The sequence below is a fragment of the Exiguobacterium acetylicum DSM 20416 genome (assembly GCF_000702605.1).
Lineage (GTDB): Bacteria > Bacillota > Bacilli > Exiguobacteriales > Exiguobacteriaceae > Exiguobacterium_A > Exiguobacterium_A acetylicum.
Genome location: NZ_JNIR01000003.1, coordinates 1 through 15,683 on the forward strand (window position 1 = coordinate 1; position 15,683 = coordinate 15,683).

Here is a 15,683-nt window from a genome sequence, read left to right on the forward strand (position 1 = left end):
ACATGGTAGCGATGCTTTCCATCGTTTCAACCTTTTGCTTCAATGATTCCGCATTGAGCGTCTGGACGTAGTCACCCGTCGTGAATGGGATCGCGTCCTGGATATACTTCATCGAATTCTCGATGTATTGGATCCGATTGACTTTGTTAACGGTCGATGCATCCATCATTTCTTCGAACACTTTGTCGGCATGCGGCTTCGTATTCGGGATCATGCCCATGTAATAGATGTAGGCACCGAGACACGCGACGATGACGAGCGCGATGCTCGTGAAATACAATTTGTTGTTTTTCAAATAAACCCCTCACAATTCCAAAATATACTTTAATTATATCAAAATATAGTGAAAAATTGTCACATATAGACTTTTTTCATTTCAGAGAGGAGCACCAATATGTTGAACGAACGCTATCAACACGGTGATTGGCTCTAAGGAACGTCTTTAAGCGGGTGGAGTCGGGTCGGTGAGGCTCGGGAACACAAAAATACGGATTTTTTATTTCATCTGCTGTAATTACTCCTGATCTCAGTGGGTAGGGCAAGGGACGTCCCTTTCGGAACCACCTATTCTTCCTTTTCAAGATCATGACCGCATCGTTCACATTCGAAGCTCAGCGGATTATGATGGATGATTTTGATGCTATTCTTGCTGCAACAGTTCATCGTAGTCCGCGCCTCACATCTTTCGAAAGTTGTTGGCGCCTGCTTCACTAATGAAGTCCTGTTCTGATAGATGAAAATAGGCATCGCGTCGGTGAAGCGATGCGAATCGGATCTTATTTGCGTGTCCCTCTCGCAGTTCTCGTTGGAACTGTGTCCAGTTCTTCTTATCTGCCGTAAGACCGAGTTCCTCATTCATTCCGTCCATTTGACCACGGATGGCGTTGCTTTGTGCCTGACTATACCAATAACGAATATTACGATCCTTCGCATCCAAACACTCACGTTCGTTAACGGCGTTCAGGTGATTCGCTCGATCGATTTCATTTTTGACGACGGGATAACCAGCAATCCCGGCTCCGGCGATAGCGCTGGTTACACCGCGATTCCGGTTGAAATAGGACTCAGGTTTTCTTTTTTCCTCTTTTGACGCCAATCGCTCGAATATTTTCCGATTTACCCATGCGAATCGCCCTTTCTTTGATTTCGCTCTCAGTTGCATCGATATACGTTCCCATGGCCACTCACCCGACTCGATGTAACTGAGCGGAAATATGAAAAGTTGTTTTAGTTATACTAATAAGTTTACATAACTTTATTATTCAAAACTTCACATACCTTGTACTAGGGGTCTTACCAACAAAACGCGGAAAACATACGCTAAGAGAATTTTGGGAGGAAAAAAGCCGATTTTCCCTACCTAAGGAATCATCGGCCTTTAGTATTATTGAATAAGAGGGCGTAGTGAATATAAACTTGCTACTTTCTTCATATCAAATGTGTATTCGCCAAGAAAATTAATATGTTCCCATCCCAATGGAGAAATATGTTTTAGCAGGTCTTCTCGTAAACTTATATTTGTACACAGCTGCCCTATCTTTTTCAATCCCTAGTCGTACGAGGGAACATCCGCAAGCAGGACAGATTAATGTTTGCATATTTTTCCCTCCTAGAATGATGAATTTTTTTATTCAATACCTCCATGATTTATGGATTTTAACTGTATTTTTGTACTGTTTTTCCGTCTTTAAAGCCTTCAATCGTAGCATCGAATAAATACTCCGGTACCATGGCATATACGGATCGGCTCCTTAGTACAGAAATACCGGGTATTTTTGTAGGTTTTACCACCTTTGCATACTTCGCGTAGTTAGCGGTCAGAGATATAAGAAATCAGGTATAAAAGAGGGAAACCTGTCCTGAGCTGGCCCTGGGTTTCATCTTTCAGACCTGTGGCTCCTTCTGGTATCGTGGTTACTTGCGACTAAATATCACAGCATGACCCATTGGCAGGTCTAGATTCCTCGTAACGCGTCCCCATTAGGCGACCCAGTTCAAAGGCATCTTCTACAGATAACACTTTTCCCCCTGGATGTTGGTCAAGCCAGTCTTCGGCTGCATTCGGTGAGCTGAAGAAATGGACTTCGTTGCAGAATGCCGTACGAATCGAGGACATATCATCTGGCGTCACGATTGAGACAACGGCAGTGGAAGGTTCCACGCTTACAATGTGGTCCGGTTCCACATTCAACCGTATAGGTTCTCCGGTGCTGTGACAGGGTGACTCGATGTTGACCGAACGACCGATGAGTGCTGGAAATATAAGTGTGTCAAGGGCGCACCAGGCATATAGTTGCTTCCCATCAACCGTAAAGTGGTGAGGGGTAGGGATAAGGGTAAGACCTAAACCAACGACACGGCCTTGTTCGTCGATTTCCACGCTTGGCAGAGACTGGAGAACTTTCTTCACCTCTTCAACAGGTTTTCCGGTCGTTGTCGCCATATCTTCAATGGTGACAGACTCCCCCCCTGCTAGCATTTGTAACAACGGGCGAAACAGCCACTTCATGGATTCTCCTCCCTCTCCCTTGTTCGACTGTTGGTCAAGTCGGGTTACGATTTCCTGAATTTCAGTTTTCATGTCTTTTTCCTCCTTTGTTATTTTTTGTTCCTATTATTATTTTCGATATTACTTTTCATTACCTAAAAACTCCATTTGTTGGACTAATTGACCGATAAAAGCATCCTTTTCATAGCTTGTCTGATTTTTGAAACTTCATGGGCTCTACCCTATGATAAAAATTTTTTCAATTCGTTTCCAAAAGAGAGAGCTTGTTCCAAAGTCATAATTTCCCCTTGCAATTTTGGATGTTCTTCTTTCCACTTGTTTGCATGCTCAACTGAGCTAAAATAGTGAATTTGTTTACATGTTCCTCCGGCCCATGGAGCCTCAGAATCAAACGGCACTGTCCAGATTACTGTTGAATCAGGAGTTGTTTTTGCTAATTTTCCATTTCGGACAGTTACCTCAATCGGTTCACCTGTGTACGCACAACGGGAATGTATATCGACATCAGCAACCAGAGCAGTTGACAGCTCCAATGTCGATATTGCACACCAGGCAAATAAAGTTCGTCCTCCTAAATGAATCTGGTTAGTAGTCGGTATAATCGATAAGCCCAATGCCCCTACTATTTTTTGATCCGCCTCCCGAACGATCATCTGCCGTTGGGCTAATATCTTCACTACTGACTGAACTGTTTTTGTATTAATTCCCGTTTGATTTATTAAAGAACTTTCTGTAACTGCCTGCCCATCACGAATGGAGAAAAAAATTGTCCGAAGAATAGGCACTGATTCTTTAGGCAGCTTAGCTAACAATAGTTCATAAAATTTTTTGAGTTCTGTTTTATTCTTCATTGTTTAAATCCCTCCATTTGATTGAATACCTCTTTCGGGGAATCAAGGTACGATTCAATGTGTTTACGCAACTTTTGTAGTTCGTTGATTTGTTCGTCTATCTTGGTCAGTTTATCTTTTAACAAATGTTGTAGATGCGGTTCTATCTCCACCGTATTTTTTTCGAAAATCACTATTAAATCTTTCATTTCCTCCAGTGATACGCCTAATGATCGGAGTTGTTTAATACCATTGATACAAAACACATGCTCTTGGTTATAAACGCGGTAATTACCTTCGCTACGCTTTATAGAAGGCAGTATCAATTCCTTTTCTTCATACAGTCGAATGGCTTTTCGACTGACTCCTGTTTGTTGGGCTAGTTGACCAATCGTTAAATCCTCCATTATCTCCCCCCTTTTCGTTAACTGGAAGACCATCACTGAATTAACTAGAGTTTACAACGTTCACCTTAGGGGAAGGTCAAGTGCAATTTTATAATTTAAATACAAAGTTTAATCAGGAGATAGAAGTAACATCATCTTTAAAATGGTGTTATTGCAACATTTCTATAATAAACTCGACATGAAAACCGTTTCCTTGATACTAGCGAGTATTATATGGTAACCCAAGGCTACCTTCGCGAATGGGTTTGCTTGGGGTAATGTAATTTATACATTCAGATTTTAAAGAATCTTCAATTAAAACAACTTATGGAAATCTATCGTCGGGATGTATGCGAACCCAATCTAACAGAGTTATATCAAATTTTAATTCGTCTTGGTTACACTGTTCCAGCTCCATATAATGCTATTTCGGAATCAAAAACAGTTAAGGAACTAGGAGATATTCAAACGCCTGTTTATAGATGACCAGAAGATACTCATTGGACATTATTTCGCCGTACAGGGATTTATGGACTTTGGAATACTGGGGCAATTTCGAGCCATCGAGCAGACGTAAGTGATGCATTTATTCGTAATTATCATCGTGCAAATCGTTGCACCTAGCCACTGACTCAATGGCTGTTAAAAAGGGATTTATTCCTCTGCCACCATTAGTCATTCCTCGATAATTTGTAGAGAAACTCAATCCTTTTTATTAAGTAAGTTTTATAGATTTCAATAGCAAGAAGACTTAACCAAAGTGCACAGATTGTTGACATAATAAACCGTGTAAAACAAATATGCTATATAAATATTTCATTTCCTTAAACAGTTTAAAGTTAATTTGGCAAAGTACGGAAAACCTTATTCATAAAACAGAAAAAAGATTCCTGAGCAATAATCAGGAATCTTTTTTCTAACTTATCCAGCACAGCAAGATAATTTCGAAACATCTTTATCAAAAGTTAGGACAGCCAGCTTCAATCCTTCTGCCATTGTTAGATATGGAGCCATCGTTTCTCTCAGATCTCCAACAGTTAAACCGAATTTCACAGCTAATGTTGCTGCATAAATTACGTCTCCTGCGTTTTCTGCCACTACATGCGCCCCTAACACTTTCAATGTTTTCGCGTCTGCCACTAATTTGAAAACACCTGTTGTTTCCCGATTAACGAGCGCTCTTGGAACAGCATCCAACGGCAATACCGATGTTTTCACTTCATATCCTTTTTCTTTTGCCTGTTGCTCCGTTAAACCAACCGTTGCAATCGATGGAGAAGTAAACGTAACGCCTGGAACCACTTCTAAATTGACCTTTTGATTTAGTCCTCCGATTGCATTACGAGCAGCAAGTCCACCTTCATAAGCAGCTACATAAACAAATTGGGGACCGAGAGTGACATCTCCAGCTGAATAAATTCGGGAATTGGTCGTTTTAAGATAATCATCAATGACAATTTCACCACGGGAACCAACTTCAACGCCTGCTGCATGTAAGTTTAATGATTCTGTATTTGGTTTTCTTCCAGTGGCAATTAGCAATTGTTCTGCTTCAATAATTCGCTTTTTACCATTTATCTCAACATGAACTTTTTTAATGTCTCCATCTTGCTCAACTCGTTCATAGGTTGCACCTGTTACTAAATTAATTCCCTGTTCTGTTAAGGCCTTAGTAATGGCTTCTGAAATTTCAGGATCGTATTCTTTTAATAGACGCTCGCTTCTTTGAATCAAAGTGACTTCTGACCCGAGGTTATGAAATAGTTGTCCTAATTCCATGCCGATATATCCTGAACCAATTACGGTAAGACGATTTGGAACCTTCTTTAATTCCAATAAGCTAGTGCTTGTTAAATAATCTACTTCATCTAATCCGGGAATATTAGGTGCAGTTGAAGAAGCACCTGTAGCTATTAAAAATCTTTTGGCTGTGATTTGATTGCCATTTACTTCAACTGTATTTTCATTTACGAATTTTGCTTCACCTTTTATTAATTCAAAACCATAATCATCAATTAAATTCACATATTTTTCATTTCGCATCTCGGTTACTAAATCATTCTTTTGTTTTACTAATGGCGCTAAATCAACATTTGAAGCCGAAGTGTGTAATCCCACAAATGGATTATTTTTTGCTAGATGATTGATTTCCCCTGCTCTTAATAAGGTCTTAGAAGGAACGCATCCGACATTAACGCAAGTTCCACCCACCGTTCCACGCTCAATCATAGCCACTTTTGCGTTCAAAGCAACGGCTTCAATGGCAGATGAAAAGGCAGCTCCACCAGAACCGATGATGATGTAATCATAATCATAGTTACCTTCATCATTTAAACTTACATCTGTCCTTTTTTCCGATTGCACTTGTATTTCTTCTGCTTCGCCCGGTTGATATTGTGCGTCAGTAATCGCTGTTTTCGCGATATCAATGTCTACATCATACGGTAGTTCAAACAGTGCTTCTCCGCGACGAAAGTCTACTTCAATCCCTTTTGCACCTGCATTTTCAAGAGCAACCGCAATATGTTCTTCACAACCAGTGCAGGTCATTCCTTCAACGTTTAGCCGATATTTTTTCAATAAATTCGTCTTTTGTTCCGATTGAAATTCTTCTGCTTCGCCCGGGTGATAGTTTGCGTCAGCAATCGCATTTTTCGCGTCTTCAACTTTCACGTCATCAGGAAGCTCAAATACAGCTTCTCCACGGCGAAAATCTACTTCAATCGCTTTTGCACCCATGTTTTCAAGAGCGACAGCTACATGCTGTTCACAACCCGAACATGTCATTCCTTGCACGTTCACTCGATATTTTTTCATGGTAAAAATATCCTCCTTTTATTCGACGGGGAGACCCAAGTCTGAAACCTCCGTCTTAATTGCATCTAAATTGGTTTTCGTATCATCAAAAGAAACCGTTACTTCCGCGGTGCTTCCATTAACTTTAATGGCTGTTTTGCCAGCACCTTCAACCTGTGCAATGGCATCTTCCACAACTGATGGCGGGCAGCAATCCATCCCTGCTATAACCATGAATGTCCCCGTCTTCTCAGCTTCAGTAATAGCTTTTACATCCTTCTCTGAATTCATAGCAGTTGTTTTCACTTCACTCTTAGATACTTCAGTTTTTTGGACTTCTTGTTCGTTACTGCATGCACTAACCACTAGCATAAGGGATAGCAACATCATAATCCTGATTATTTGTACTTTCACATAATACACCCCATTTTTTATAGTCAACTTTCAACTGAAAATAAGAAAAGAAACATGGTAAAAACAAGGAACGTTGTAATCCATAAGCCAATGACAGAACTTTTCCTTTTACCCTTTCTTCCATAAACCATATAAAAGGAGTACGCAAGAAGGACAATGGTAACGATGCTGAACAATAACCGATACTTCAACGAGTAGAATGCGATTGCGCCTGCAAACCCAGTGAGTCCAAGGGGAATCAAGATTAGTGGACCCAGGCAACAACCCGCCATAACAAAAGCTGAAAATACAGTGGCTACTTGTGAAACTTTTTCTTTCATGACTTGAACTTCTCCATGCTGCAACAATCATGTGTGGTTGTATCTTTCTTTGTTTCCTCTTTTTTTTCTGGATCAAGTTTTCTCCAGCCCTTGAAAAGAGCGAAAACGAATAACAGACCCATCATGATGAAAATAACATTTTTAAATTCCGTGAAGTATGATCCCAGTGCTGTTCCTGCAATCAACGGAAGTAGTAAAAACAGATGACACGGGCATGTGATGAGTGCGACAAGAAACCAACCTGAACTTTTTATTATGTTTTTCATTTCTGTTTCACCTCTTATTTCTTCATCAGTGTTTCAATAATGGAGCATTCGTAAATATCTTTGTTTTCGGGACATCTTTCTTTAAGATCCATCAGCATTCGTTCAATCCTTTTAAGATCTTCAATTTTACGTTGAATGTCCTCTATCTTCAAAATAGTGAAATCATACATATCACGACACTTCGCTTCATCGCGATCGACAACCCCTAGCAATTTATCAATTTCATTTAAGGTAAATCCTAATTCCTGCATTCGTTTTATGAAATGCAATCGATCGACCGTTTGTTGGGAATACATTCGGTATCCTTTTTCCGTACGTTCAGGCTCTGGAATTAAGCCTAAACGCTCATAATATCGAATGGTCTCCTTGTTAACACCGCACTTGTCAGCCAGTTCTCCGATACGAAATTTCATACGTCTCACCTCACTTACAGCATAAACCACGTACCTTAGTACAGGGTAAATATATAGTTTACTTCATTCATGAGATTTTACTTACCCTTAGAGCCAGATAACGTGCCGCCAAAAACAGCAGCCCCAACCTCAAAGGCTTCCGCAAGAGTCAGCTTGTCCTTCGCCGTTGTTGAATTCTTTTCATTCGCTTTTTGCCAATGTTCCTCAGAACAATAAAATTGAATGGCTGGGCAACAGCTGGTAGAAATGGACGTTGGCTCATTCGATTCGCAAGAAGAATCGCAGCATGCGTTGGTATCGGCAGCATCCGTTGTTCCCAAGCCTACAACCACGGTATCAGGATTGGCAACGGGCATGTTGTTTTTCACATCGATGGTAATCTTTTCACCGCAAAATGCACATTCCGATTCAATAACGGCATCTGTAAACATCGATGGAATGCCAAGGGCATCAATCGCACACATGGAATAAGCTGGCAACATTCCAGCCAATGTAACACGGTGTGGAGTCGGAACTCCTGAAAAAGGATACGCCACGTTCACATCCCCAGAGTTTTGGTCCCAGTGAATTAAATCCAATTCCCTTAAACGTTGAAGAGCAGATTGGACATCAATTTGTTCCTCTGTTGCAGTTAAATCATTGATGTTGACGATTTTTCCCTCAGCCATGAAAAGAAGAATGTCTAAACGGATACTATTTTCTGAAGGAGACAATAAACGGATTTTTCCCTCAAATCCTTCTTCTGGCAAACCAAGTGATTGTAACACCTTGTCCTTTAACGAAGTATTCAAATGATTTTGATTCATGTTGCTGCCTCCTCTATTTGATCTGCAATTATTTACAGGAATTTTTCTTCCTAGTACAGAATAAACCCTGTACCATAGTACAGGGTCAAGTATGATTTATTATTTTATCTTCTAAAACTAAACTATCCCATTAGTTAAGTATAACCTTACCATCTATTCTGAAATTTAACATAGATATCCAATTTTCTTTAAAAGTGTTGTTCCACAATCTGGCCCGATTATTGAACAAAATTAAAAAAGCCATTTAATTCATTAGTTCATGGACAAATCACCATAAACGACCGTTTTTGGTTATGAATAGAGAACTTCTCTAAAAACCTTAAAAACTACTTAAATACATAACCAAAAATATAACCAAAATCAAAAGACCAATATATCTATTTAAAACCCCTTTTTGGTATAGTTAACATATTAGAAAAGGGGAGATTTGTGTTGAAATTTGGATATGCACGCGTAAGTACACAAGATCAATCATTATCATTACAACTCGATGCATTAGCTCACTACGGAGTGGATCAGATTTTTGAAGAAAAAGAATCAGGAAAAATGAAAAATCGACCTCAATTAGATGAACTACTTAAAGTTTTACGTAAAGATGACACGGTCATTGTTTATAAATTAGATCGTATCAGTCGTAGTACCAAACATTTAATTGAGCTTATGGAATATTTCGAATCAAAGGAAATTCATTTTGTTTCCATACAAGACAAGATCGATACCACAACTGCTATGGGACGGTTCTTTTTCAGAATGTTAGCCAGCATAGCAGAATTAGAACGAGATATTATTAGTGAACGAACGAAGGATGGATTGACGGCTGCTAGAGCTAGGGGAAGAAACGGAGGCAGACCGAAGGTTGATTTAAAGAAAATAGAACTTGCTATAAAAATGTATGAAAGCAAAGATTACTCTTTATCTCAAATTAAGACGGCAACAGGCATTGGAGCGACAACCTTATATCGTTATCTAGAAAAGAAAAAAGATATCTAGCAAGGAGTTGTAGCATGAGAGGGAAAGAATTACTAACAGAAGATCAAAGAACGGAATTTGTACGAATTCCAGCTGATATGAGCGAAAGTGAACTAGAAACTTATTATACTTTTTCACAATATGACCTTGAAATTATTAAACGACACAGAAGAGATCATAATCGATTAGGCTTTGCTGTTCAATTATGTGTTCTACGCTATCCTGGATGGTCCCTTTCAGATGTTGGACCTATTCCAGATTACATAATCGAATACATAGCTAGCCAAATAGATGTTAATCCTAATTCATTTTCTTTATATGCCCAACGAGAGCCAACTAAACATGAGCATATGGAAGAAATCCGTCAAGTTTATGGTTATCAAAATTTTTCCTTAGGGAACTATCGCAAGGCAGCTCAGTTTCTTTTGAATCATGCCCTTCAAAATGGAAATTCAATGTATCTTCTTCGTACAGCACAAGAAGAACTACGTAATCAGAAAATTATTCTCCCTGGCATGACTACTATAGAAAGGCTTGTTTGGGAAACTCGTCAACGAGCAGAGGAAAGGATTTTTAAATCATTAACTTGTACTCTTTCCAAATGGCAAAAACAAAAGTTAGATAAACTTATAGATCCATTTGTAGACAATAGAAAAACCCCTTTAGCATGGCTGAGGGAGCTTCCCGGCCAATCTTCACCTGAAGCCTTTTTAAAAGTCATAAAGCGCTTAGAATATATTCGAGAATTAAAATTAGAAATAAATACAGAACAAATCCATCCCAATCGGTTACTTCAATTATCTCGTATTGGAGCACGGTATGAACCACACTCATTTCGAAGATTTAAAGAAATGAAGAAATATGCAATTCTTGTTGCCTATCTAGTAACACTAAGCCAAGATCTAATTGACCAAGCAATTGAAATTCATGATAGACAAATGATGATTTTACAATCAAAGGGTCGTAAAACACAAGAGGAAATGCAAAAAGAAAATGGAAAAGCAGTGAATGAAAAAGTCGTGCATTTTGCAGATATTGGTGCTGCACTTATTCAAGCACGAAATGAAGGGCTTGATCCATTTAATGCTATTGAAATGATTATGCCGTGGGATAAAATTGTTTCTTCCGTTGAAGAAGCCCAAAAATTAGCCCGACCGATGGATTACGATTATCTAGATTTGTTAGAAAATCGGTTTTCTTATCTAAGAAAATATACTCCTACTTTTCTTAAATCTCTTGAATTTCGTTCTACACAAGGTACAGAGCCATTATTGCAAGCCCTAAAAACGCTAAATGAAATAAATGAATCTGGTAAAAGAAAAATTCCAAATGATGCCCCGGTAGATTTTATTCCTAAACGTTGGAAGAAGCATGTTTATGGTGATGATGGAATAATTAACCGGCACTATTATGAGATGGCTGCACTAACAGAGTTGAAAAATCATATTCGTTCAGGCGACATATCCGTAGTCGGTAGTAGACTTCATAAAGATTTTGAAGAGTATCTTGTTCCTAAAAAAGATTGGACAACAACTCGTCTTACGAAAACTAAACTAGCCGTTCGTTCATCGGCAGATGAATATATTGAGGAAAGAAGAAAGTCACTAGCTCAACGCCTTACATGGGTTTCAAATAATCTTGATTCTCTAGAAGGAGTAAATATCGAAAAGGCTAAGATCCGAGTGGACCGTTTGGAGAAGAATACACCCGAAGAAGCGAGAGCTTTTAGCCTGTCTTTATATAATATGTTGCCAAGAATAAAGCTCACTGATCTTTTAATGGAGGTAGCACACTGGACAGGATTTGATGAAATGTTGATACATGCCTCAACCAATCGCCCACCAAAGGGAGAGGAAAAAGTAGTTCTCATGGCTGCTCTCATGGCGATGGGAACTAACATAGGTCTTACTAAAATGGCAGAAGCGACACCAGGAGTTACCTATCATCAAATGGCTAATGCAGCGCAATGGCGTTTATTCGATGATGCTATAAGTCGTGCACAAGCGACATTAGTAAATTTTCAACATAAGCTTAAACTAGCTTCCTATGGGGAGATGGAAGTACTTCTTCCTCTGATGGAATGCGCGTACAGGTTGGTGTTTCATCGTTACATGCCGATGCCAATCCACACTATGGGTCTGGAAAAGGGGCAACCATTTATCGATTTACCAGTGATCAATTTTCAAGTTTTTATACGAAAGTCATTAATACCAATGCTCGTGATGCTGTACACGTTATCGATGGATTACTTCATCATGAGACAGATTTAAATATTGAAGAGCATTTTACAGATACAGCTGGCTACGCCGACTCAGTATTTGGATTGAGTCATTTACTAGGATTTCGTTTTGCACCAAGGCTACGTGATTTAGCTGACTCTAAGCTATTCACCATCCAAACGCCGAATGAATTCCCAAAACTAGAAAATATACTCCGTGGTCGTATTAATACTAAAATTATTCAAGAGAATTTTGATGACGTATTACGTGTAGCTCATTCTATTCGAGAAGGAAAAGTGTCTGGTTCACTTATTATGGGGAAATTAGGGTCATATGCGAGACAAAATAAACTTGCAACTACTTTGCGAGAAATGGGGAGAATCGAAAAGACCATTTTTATTTTGGATTACATATCTAACGAAACACTACGCCGTCGAATTCAGCGAGGACTAAATAAAGGGGAAGCCATGAATGGGTTAGCAAGAGCCTTATTCTTTGGAAAACGAGGTGAGTTACGAGAACGAGGAATACAAGACCAACTACAACGTGCAAGTGCTTTAAATATTCTAATAAATGCTATTAGCGTATGGAATACCGTTTATCTTACAGAAGCAACAAAATTATTGAAGGAAAAGGGGAATTTGAGAGAAGATTTACTTAAACATGTTTCTCCGTTAGGATGGGAACACATTAATTTTCTTGGTGAATACAACTTTGATGCAAGTAAAGTAGCAAGTCTACATTCACTACGCCCTCTTATTCAATAATACTAAAAGCCGATGATTCCTTAGCGTAGGAAAAATCGGCTTTCTTTATGTCGAAATTTGCTTAGCGTATGTTTTCCGCGTTTTGTTGGTAGGACCCCTACTATAAAGCATTTAATTTTGATTGAGAAAATTTAATATAAATGTTTTTTTGTAATCTTCGCTATAAAAATACCAGTACTAAAAAAGCGTCATTCAAGACGCTTTTTTAGCTTATAGACAATATAAATATATTGGATATTTGAAACAAAAAAAATTCAAAAGTAATATTAAAAAAGTGAATTCGAAATTTTAGAATAAACTAAGTTGTTGACCGTCTTTATAAATTGATTGTAAAGCATAGTCCTTATTTTCTTCGGAATCGGAGTTAGTTAATGAAATCATATTGTATTCTTTTTGCTTGTTTTCTAACTTACTTAAAAAATACCAGAACTCGTTCGGATTTTTTAATAGATCAGGTATATACGTTAAATAATCTAAATTGTTAGGTTGTCGTGACAACACTAACTTATCTTTATATAAGTATTGACAGAAAAACAGAACAAAACTTTTTGAAAAGCAGTATTCGAAAGATCTATTGTTATAGTAAAATTTAGACAAATTTGTTTTAAAATTAATTTGTTTCCCCGGACTTAAACAATGACTTTTTTTAATTACACTTGTTCGCTCTATGATAGTAGAAAATTCTATATAACTTGAGAATACTTTTACTAAATAACCTGCTGCTTTATAAAGTTCTAATTCATTTGCTTTTACTATTGCCAAATAAATACCATCTATTGTTTTCGTATTTAGTACAAATGCTTCTTCTTCAATTTCAATAATAGGCTTTACTGATAAAACAGAAGACGGTATTGATTTGTCCTTAGAAAATTTAAATACAGTACTGCTCTTTTGAGAGTTAAATTGTTGATTTTTGTTCGAATCAATTATTAATGTTGTTATAAGAGACAGATGATCAATTTTATTAATTTCTATTAAATTAAATAAGACTGTAATCCATAAATCTTCATAGTCTTTATTGATTTCTAAATTGAATCTTTGATTAAAGATGCCTTCTGTTTCTTCTTCTATCATTCGTAAAATATTTTTTAAAATCGTCGTTTCATCCTGTTTGATGGAATCAATAACTAACTTTTTTAGTTCTTCAAAGTATATATTTTTGAAGTAATTAATGTTTTTGTTGTAAACTGAAAAATCAGTTGTTGAATTTTCTAATTTTGGAGGTAAAGCATTTAAAAAAGATTCGATTAACTTATCTTGCACTTCGGAGTGTTCATAATTTTTTGAAGTATTTATAATTAATTTCGCATGGAGGGACAAAGCATCCTTATACAAATCATTAATCAAATTTAATTTAATCTCATCAATATTCTCATCTTTAGAATAATCGGTATGAAATAAATGTAAATATAATTCTGTTATAGTGTCATTCCAATTTCTGAAGTAAGAATTTATACTATCCTTAGAATTTTGTGAAATTAAAAAATCTAGTTGTTGAGCATAAATTTCAATATCTATTTTTAAATTTTGATACTTACGTTTCTTAAGCGGTTTTAATATAAAAAAATTATTTTTGAATACAACTTTTAATAGAATGAAAAGTATAATGTTTTTGCGAAATCCACTCCCTCTTATTATATAGAAAATATAATAACCGATTACTGGAATATTAAAGACTTTAAAAAATTTTTTTGATAGTCCTTCTACTAAACTATCTACTTCTTTTGAGAGTAATTTTTGATTAGAAAATATCATGTCTAGTGGATTTCTTAAATATAGAGATCTTTTTATTCTTTTGGAATGTTTTCGTATATCTTTATTTATGTTAAATATTTCAACAAACTTAAATAAAGTAACTAGGTATATAGGTAATGAAATCATAAAGACAGAAAAATGAATTCTAGACCACATCATTAGATTATCTTTAGAAACGTCGATTCCATATGTGAAGCTTATATTTTTCAAAATAAATGCACTAAGAACTAGTAAGATATTTATGAAAACGCTTAAGTAAAGCCATAAAATCTGATCAGAGTATAGCTGAGAAGAAGAAGATATTTTATTTTTCATATTATATAGATATACATTCGCAGTGACTGTACTACCGAAAATAAAAATACTTAGACGGTTTGCCTCAACGATAACACTTCTCATATTCTCTAAAATCAATAAATTGGGTTTTTTATATGGAAAAGCGTAATAAATAGACACACACAGTAATATTGCGAATAAAACAACGTATAAAAATTTTCGAAAAAAAGTAGAGGGCATTTAAAAAGCACCCTCCACTTCGAAATTACTGTTGAAAAAATCTTTTATAGAAATTTCATCAATAAAAAGTTGATTATTTAGCATTGAATTTCTCCAAGGGGCCTCTTGATGTGTTTTGTCTACAAGTTCATATGCAGAAAGTGATTTTAGTTGGTTCCATACAGCTTCAATTGTCTCCCTGATATTTTGATCTAGTCTTTGAAATCTGCCTATATCAGAGAAAGTATCGATATAAATATCATTTTGGCCAAATTTTTTATACTTATGATATACGCTTCTGATAACAGGACCATAATCCCAAGCCTCAAATACATTATCAGTTATTAGTTGCTCATCATCCCAAATATAATGTGCACCTTGACAATAATATAGTATCTTTTGAAGTTTTAAATTAGATAAAGAAAAATCTTCTCCTGCACTTTTATTAAGATTTTTCAAATGTATTAAATATTCAGCTACTAGAGTTGCTTGTGCCATAAATGTCCTCCTTGTTAGTTTTTATATTTCCTATTTTAATTGTACAACAATATCTGCATACATTTCATACCTTAAACAAAAAAATAAATCAATACTTGATTATTTCATATTTCCATCGAGATTTTTTCGAGGAATATAAGTAATGTGTTAAAAATTACGGGGGAGTTTTCTCAACTATTGAAATATGCATTGTAATAATTGATAAAACTGAGTTTGAATTTTTGAGCAGAATGTATGATT

Annotated in this window: 14 protein-coding genes and 3 pseudogenes; 2 read left to right on the top strand and 15 right to left on the bottom strand. The window is 36.7% G+C overall.

All coding sequences use genetic code 11. The features are described from left to right. The 13 genes and pseudogenes from P401_RS17950 to P401_RS0116905 form a co-directional block, all read right to left on the bottom strand. On the bottom strand, window positions 1-295 hold a 295-nt coding region (locus P401_RS17950), incomplete at its 3' end, for a hypothetical protein (protein WP_034786398.1). Window positions 296-676: 381 nt separating this feature from the next. Continuing rightward, window positions 677-1,162 carry a hypothetical protein gene (locus tag P401_RS0116855; RefSeq protein WP_029343393.1) on the bottom strand — a complete coding sequence of 162 codons (486 nt, stop codon included), beginning with the start codon at window positions 1,160-1,162 and terminating at the stop codon, window positions 677-679. 222 nt (window positions 1,163-1,384) lie between these two features. Beyond that, window positions 1,385-1,510: pseudogene (locus P401_RS18485) on the bottom strand (Tn3 family transposase); the annotation flags it as partial. Window positions 1,511-1,924: 414 nt separating this feature from the next. Further along, window positions 1,925-2,581: an organomercurial lyase MerB1 gene (locus P401_RS0116865; RefSeq protein ID WP_000845541.1), complete on the bottom strand. Its 657-nt coding sequence runs from the start codon at window positions 2,579-2,581 to the stop codon at window positions 1,925-1,927. 149 nt (window positions 2,582-2,730) lie between these two features. Continuing rightward, window positions 2,731-3,360 (bottom strand): organomercurial lyase MerB2, encoded by a 630-nt coding sequence (merB2, locus tag P401_RS0116870; RefSeq protein WP_000792368.1) that lies wholly within the window; start codon window positions 3,358-3,360, stop codon window positions 2,731-2,733. Further along, window positions 3,357-3,746 (bottom strand): mercury resistance transcriptional regulator MerR2, encoded by a 390-nt coding sequence (gene merR2 / locus P401_RS0116875; RefSeq protein ID WP_029343396.1) that lies wholly within the window; start codon window positions 3,744-3,746, stop codon window positions 3,357-3,359. Before merR2 ends, merB2 begins: the two co-directional genes overlap by 4 nt. A gap of 900 nt (window positions 3,747-4,646) precedes the next feature. Continuing rightward, on the bottom strand, window positions 4,647-6,305 hold the full coding sequence (merA, locus tag P401_RS0116880; RefSeq protein WP_029343397.1) for a mercury(II) reductase: 1,659 nt from the start codon (window positions 6,303-6,305) through the stop codon (window positions 4,647-4,649). Between the two features lie 57 nt (window positions 6,306-6,362). Next, window positions 6,363-6,542 (bottom strand): annotated as a pseudogene (locus tag P401_RS19230) (heavy-metal-associated domain-containing protein); the annotation flags it as partial. A gap of 18 nt (window positions 6,543-6,560) precedes the next feature. Further along, window positions 6,561-6,935 carry a mercury resistance system substrate-binding protein MerP gene (merP, locus tag P401_RS0116885; protein ID WP_000867937.1) on the bottom strand — a complete coding sequence of 125 codons (375 nt, stop codon included), beginning with the start codon at window positions 6,933-6,935 and terminating at the stop codon, window positions 6,561-6,563. Between the two features lie 23 nt (window positions 6,936-6,958). Then, window positions 6,959-7,255: a mercuric transport protein MerT gene (gene merT / locus P401_RS19190; protein WP_000660891.1), complete on the bottom strand. Its 297-nt coding sequence runs from the start codon at window positions 7,253-7,255 to the stop codon at window positions 6,959-6,961. Next, window positions 7,252-7,539 carry a mercury resistance MerE gene (merE, locus tag P401_RS17955; protein ID WP_268871264.1) on the bottom strand — a complete coding sequence of 96 codons (288 nt, stop codon included), beginning with the start codon at window positions 7,537-7,539 and terminating at the stop codon, window positions 7,252-7,254. Before merE ends, merT begins: the two co-directional genes overlap by 4 nt. Then, a complete protein-coding gene (gene merR1 / locus P401_RS0116900; RefSeq protein ID WP_029343398.1) occupies window positions 7,536-7,934 on the bottom strand; it encodes a mercury resistance transcriptional regulator MerR1 in 399 nt (132 codons plus the stop codon). Before merR1 ends, merE begins: the two co-directional genes overlap by 4 nt. Before the next feature lie 77 nt (window positions 7,935-8,011). Continuing rightward, on the bottom strand, window positions 8,012-8,740 hold the full coding sequence (locus tag P401_RS0116905) for an organomercurial lyase MerB3 (RefSeq protein ID WP_001073002.1): 729 nt from the start codon (window positions 8,738-8,740) through the stop codon (window positions 8,012-8,014). 432 nt (window positions 8,741-9,172) lie between these two features. Between P401_RS0116905 and P401_RS0116910 the strand changes: the two genes are divergently transcribed. Further along, window positions 9,173-9,730 carry a recombinase family protein gene (locus P401_RS0116910; protein ID WP_029343401.1) on the top strand — a complete coding sequence of 186 codons (558 nt, stop codon included), beginning with the start codon at window positions 9,173-9,175 and terminating at the stop codon, window positions 9,728-9,730. A gap of 14 nt (window positions 9,731-9,744) precedes the next feature. Next, window positions 9,745-12,695, top strand: a pseudogene (locus P401_RS17960) (Tn3 family transposase). A gap of 288 nt (window positions 12,696-12,983) precedes the next feature. On the opposite strand, the gene P401_RS0116920 reads toward P401_RS17960, so the two are convergent. Both P401_RS0116920 and P401_RS0116925 read right to left on the bottom strand, forming a co-directional pair. After that, complete coding sequence (locus P401_RS0116920; RefSeq protein ID WP_152548217.1) at window positions 12,984-14,906, bottom strand: thioredoxin domain-containing protein; 1,923 nt, start codon at window positions 14,904-14,906, stop codon at window positions 12,984-12,986. A gap of 60 nt (window positions 14,907-14,966) precedes the next feature. After that, window positions 14,967-15,443, bottom strand: a complete 477-nt coding sequence (locus P401_RS0116925) for a Panacea domain-containing protein (RefSeq protein WP_029343403.1) — start codon at window positions 15,441-15,443, stop codon at window positions 14,967-14,969. Window positions 15,444-15,683: the final 240 nt, after the last annotated feature.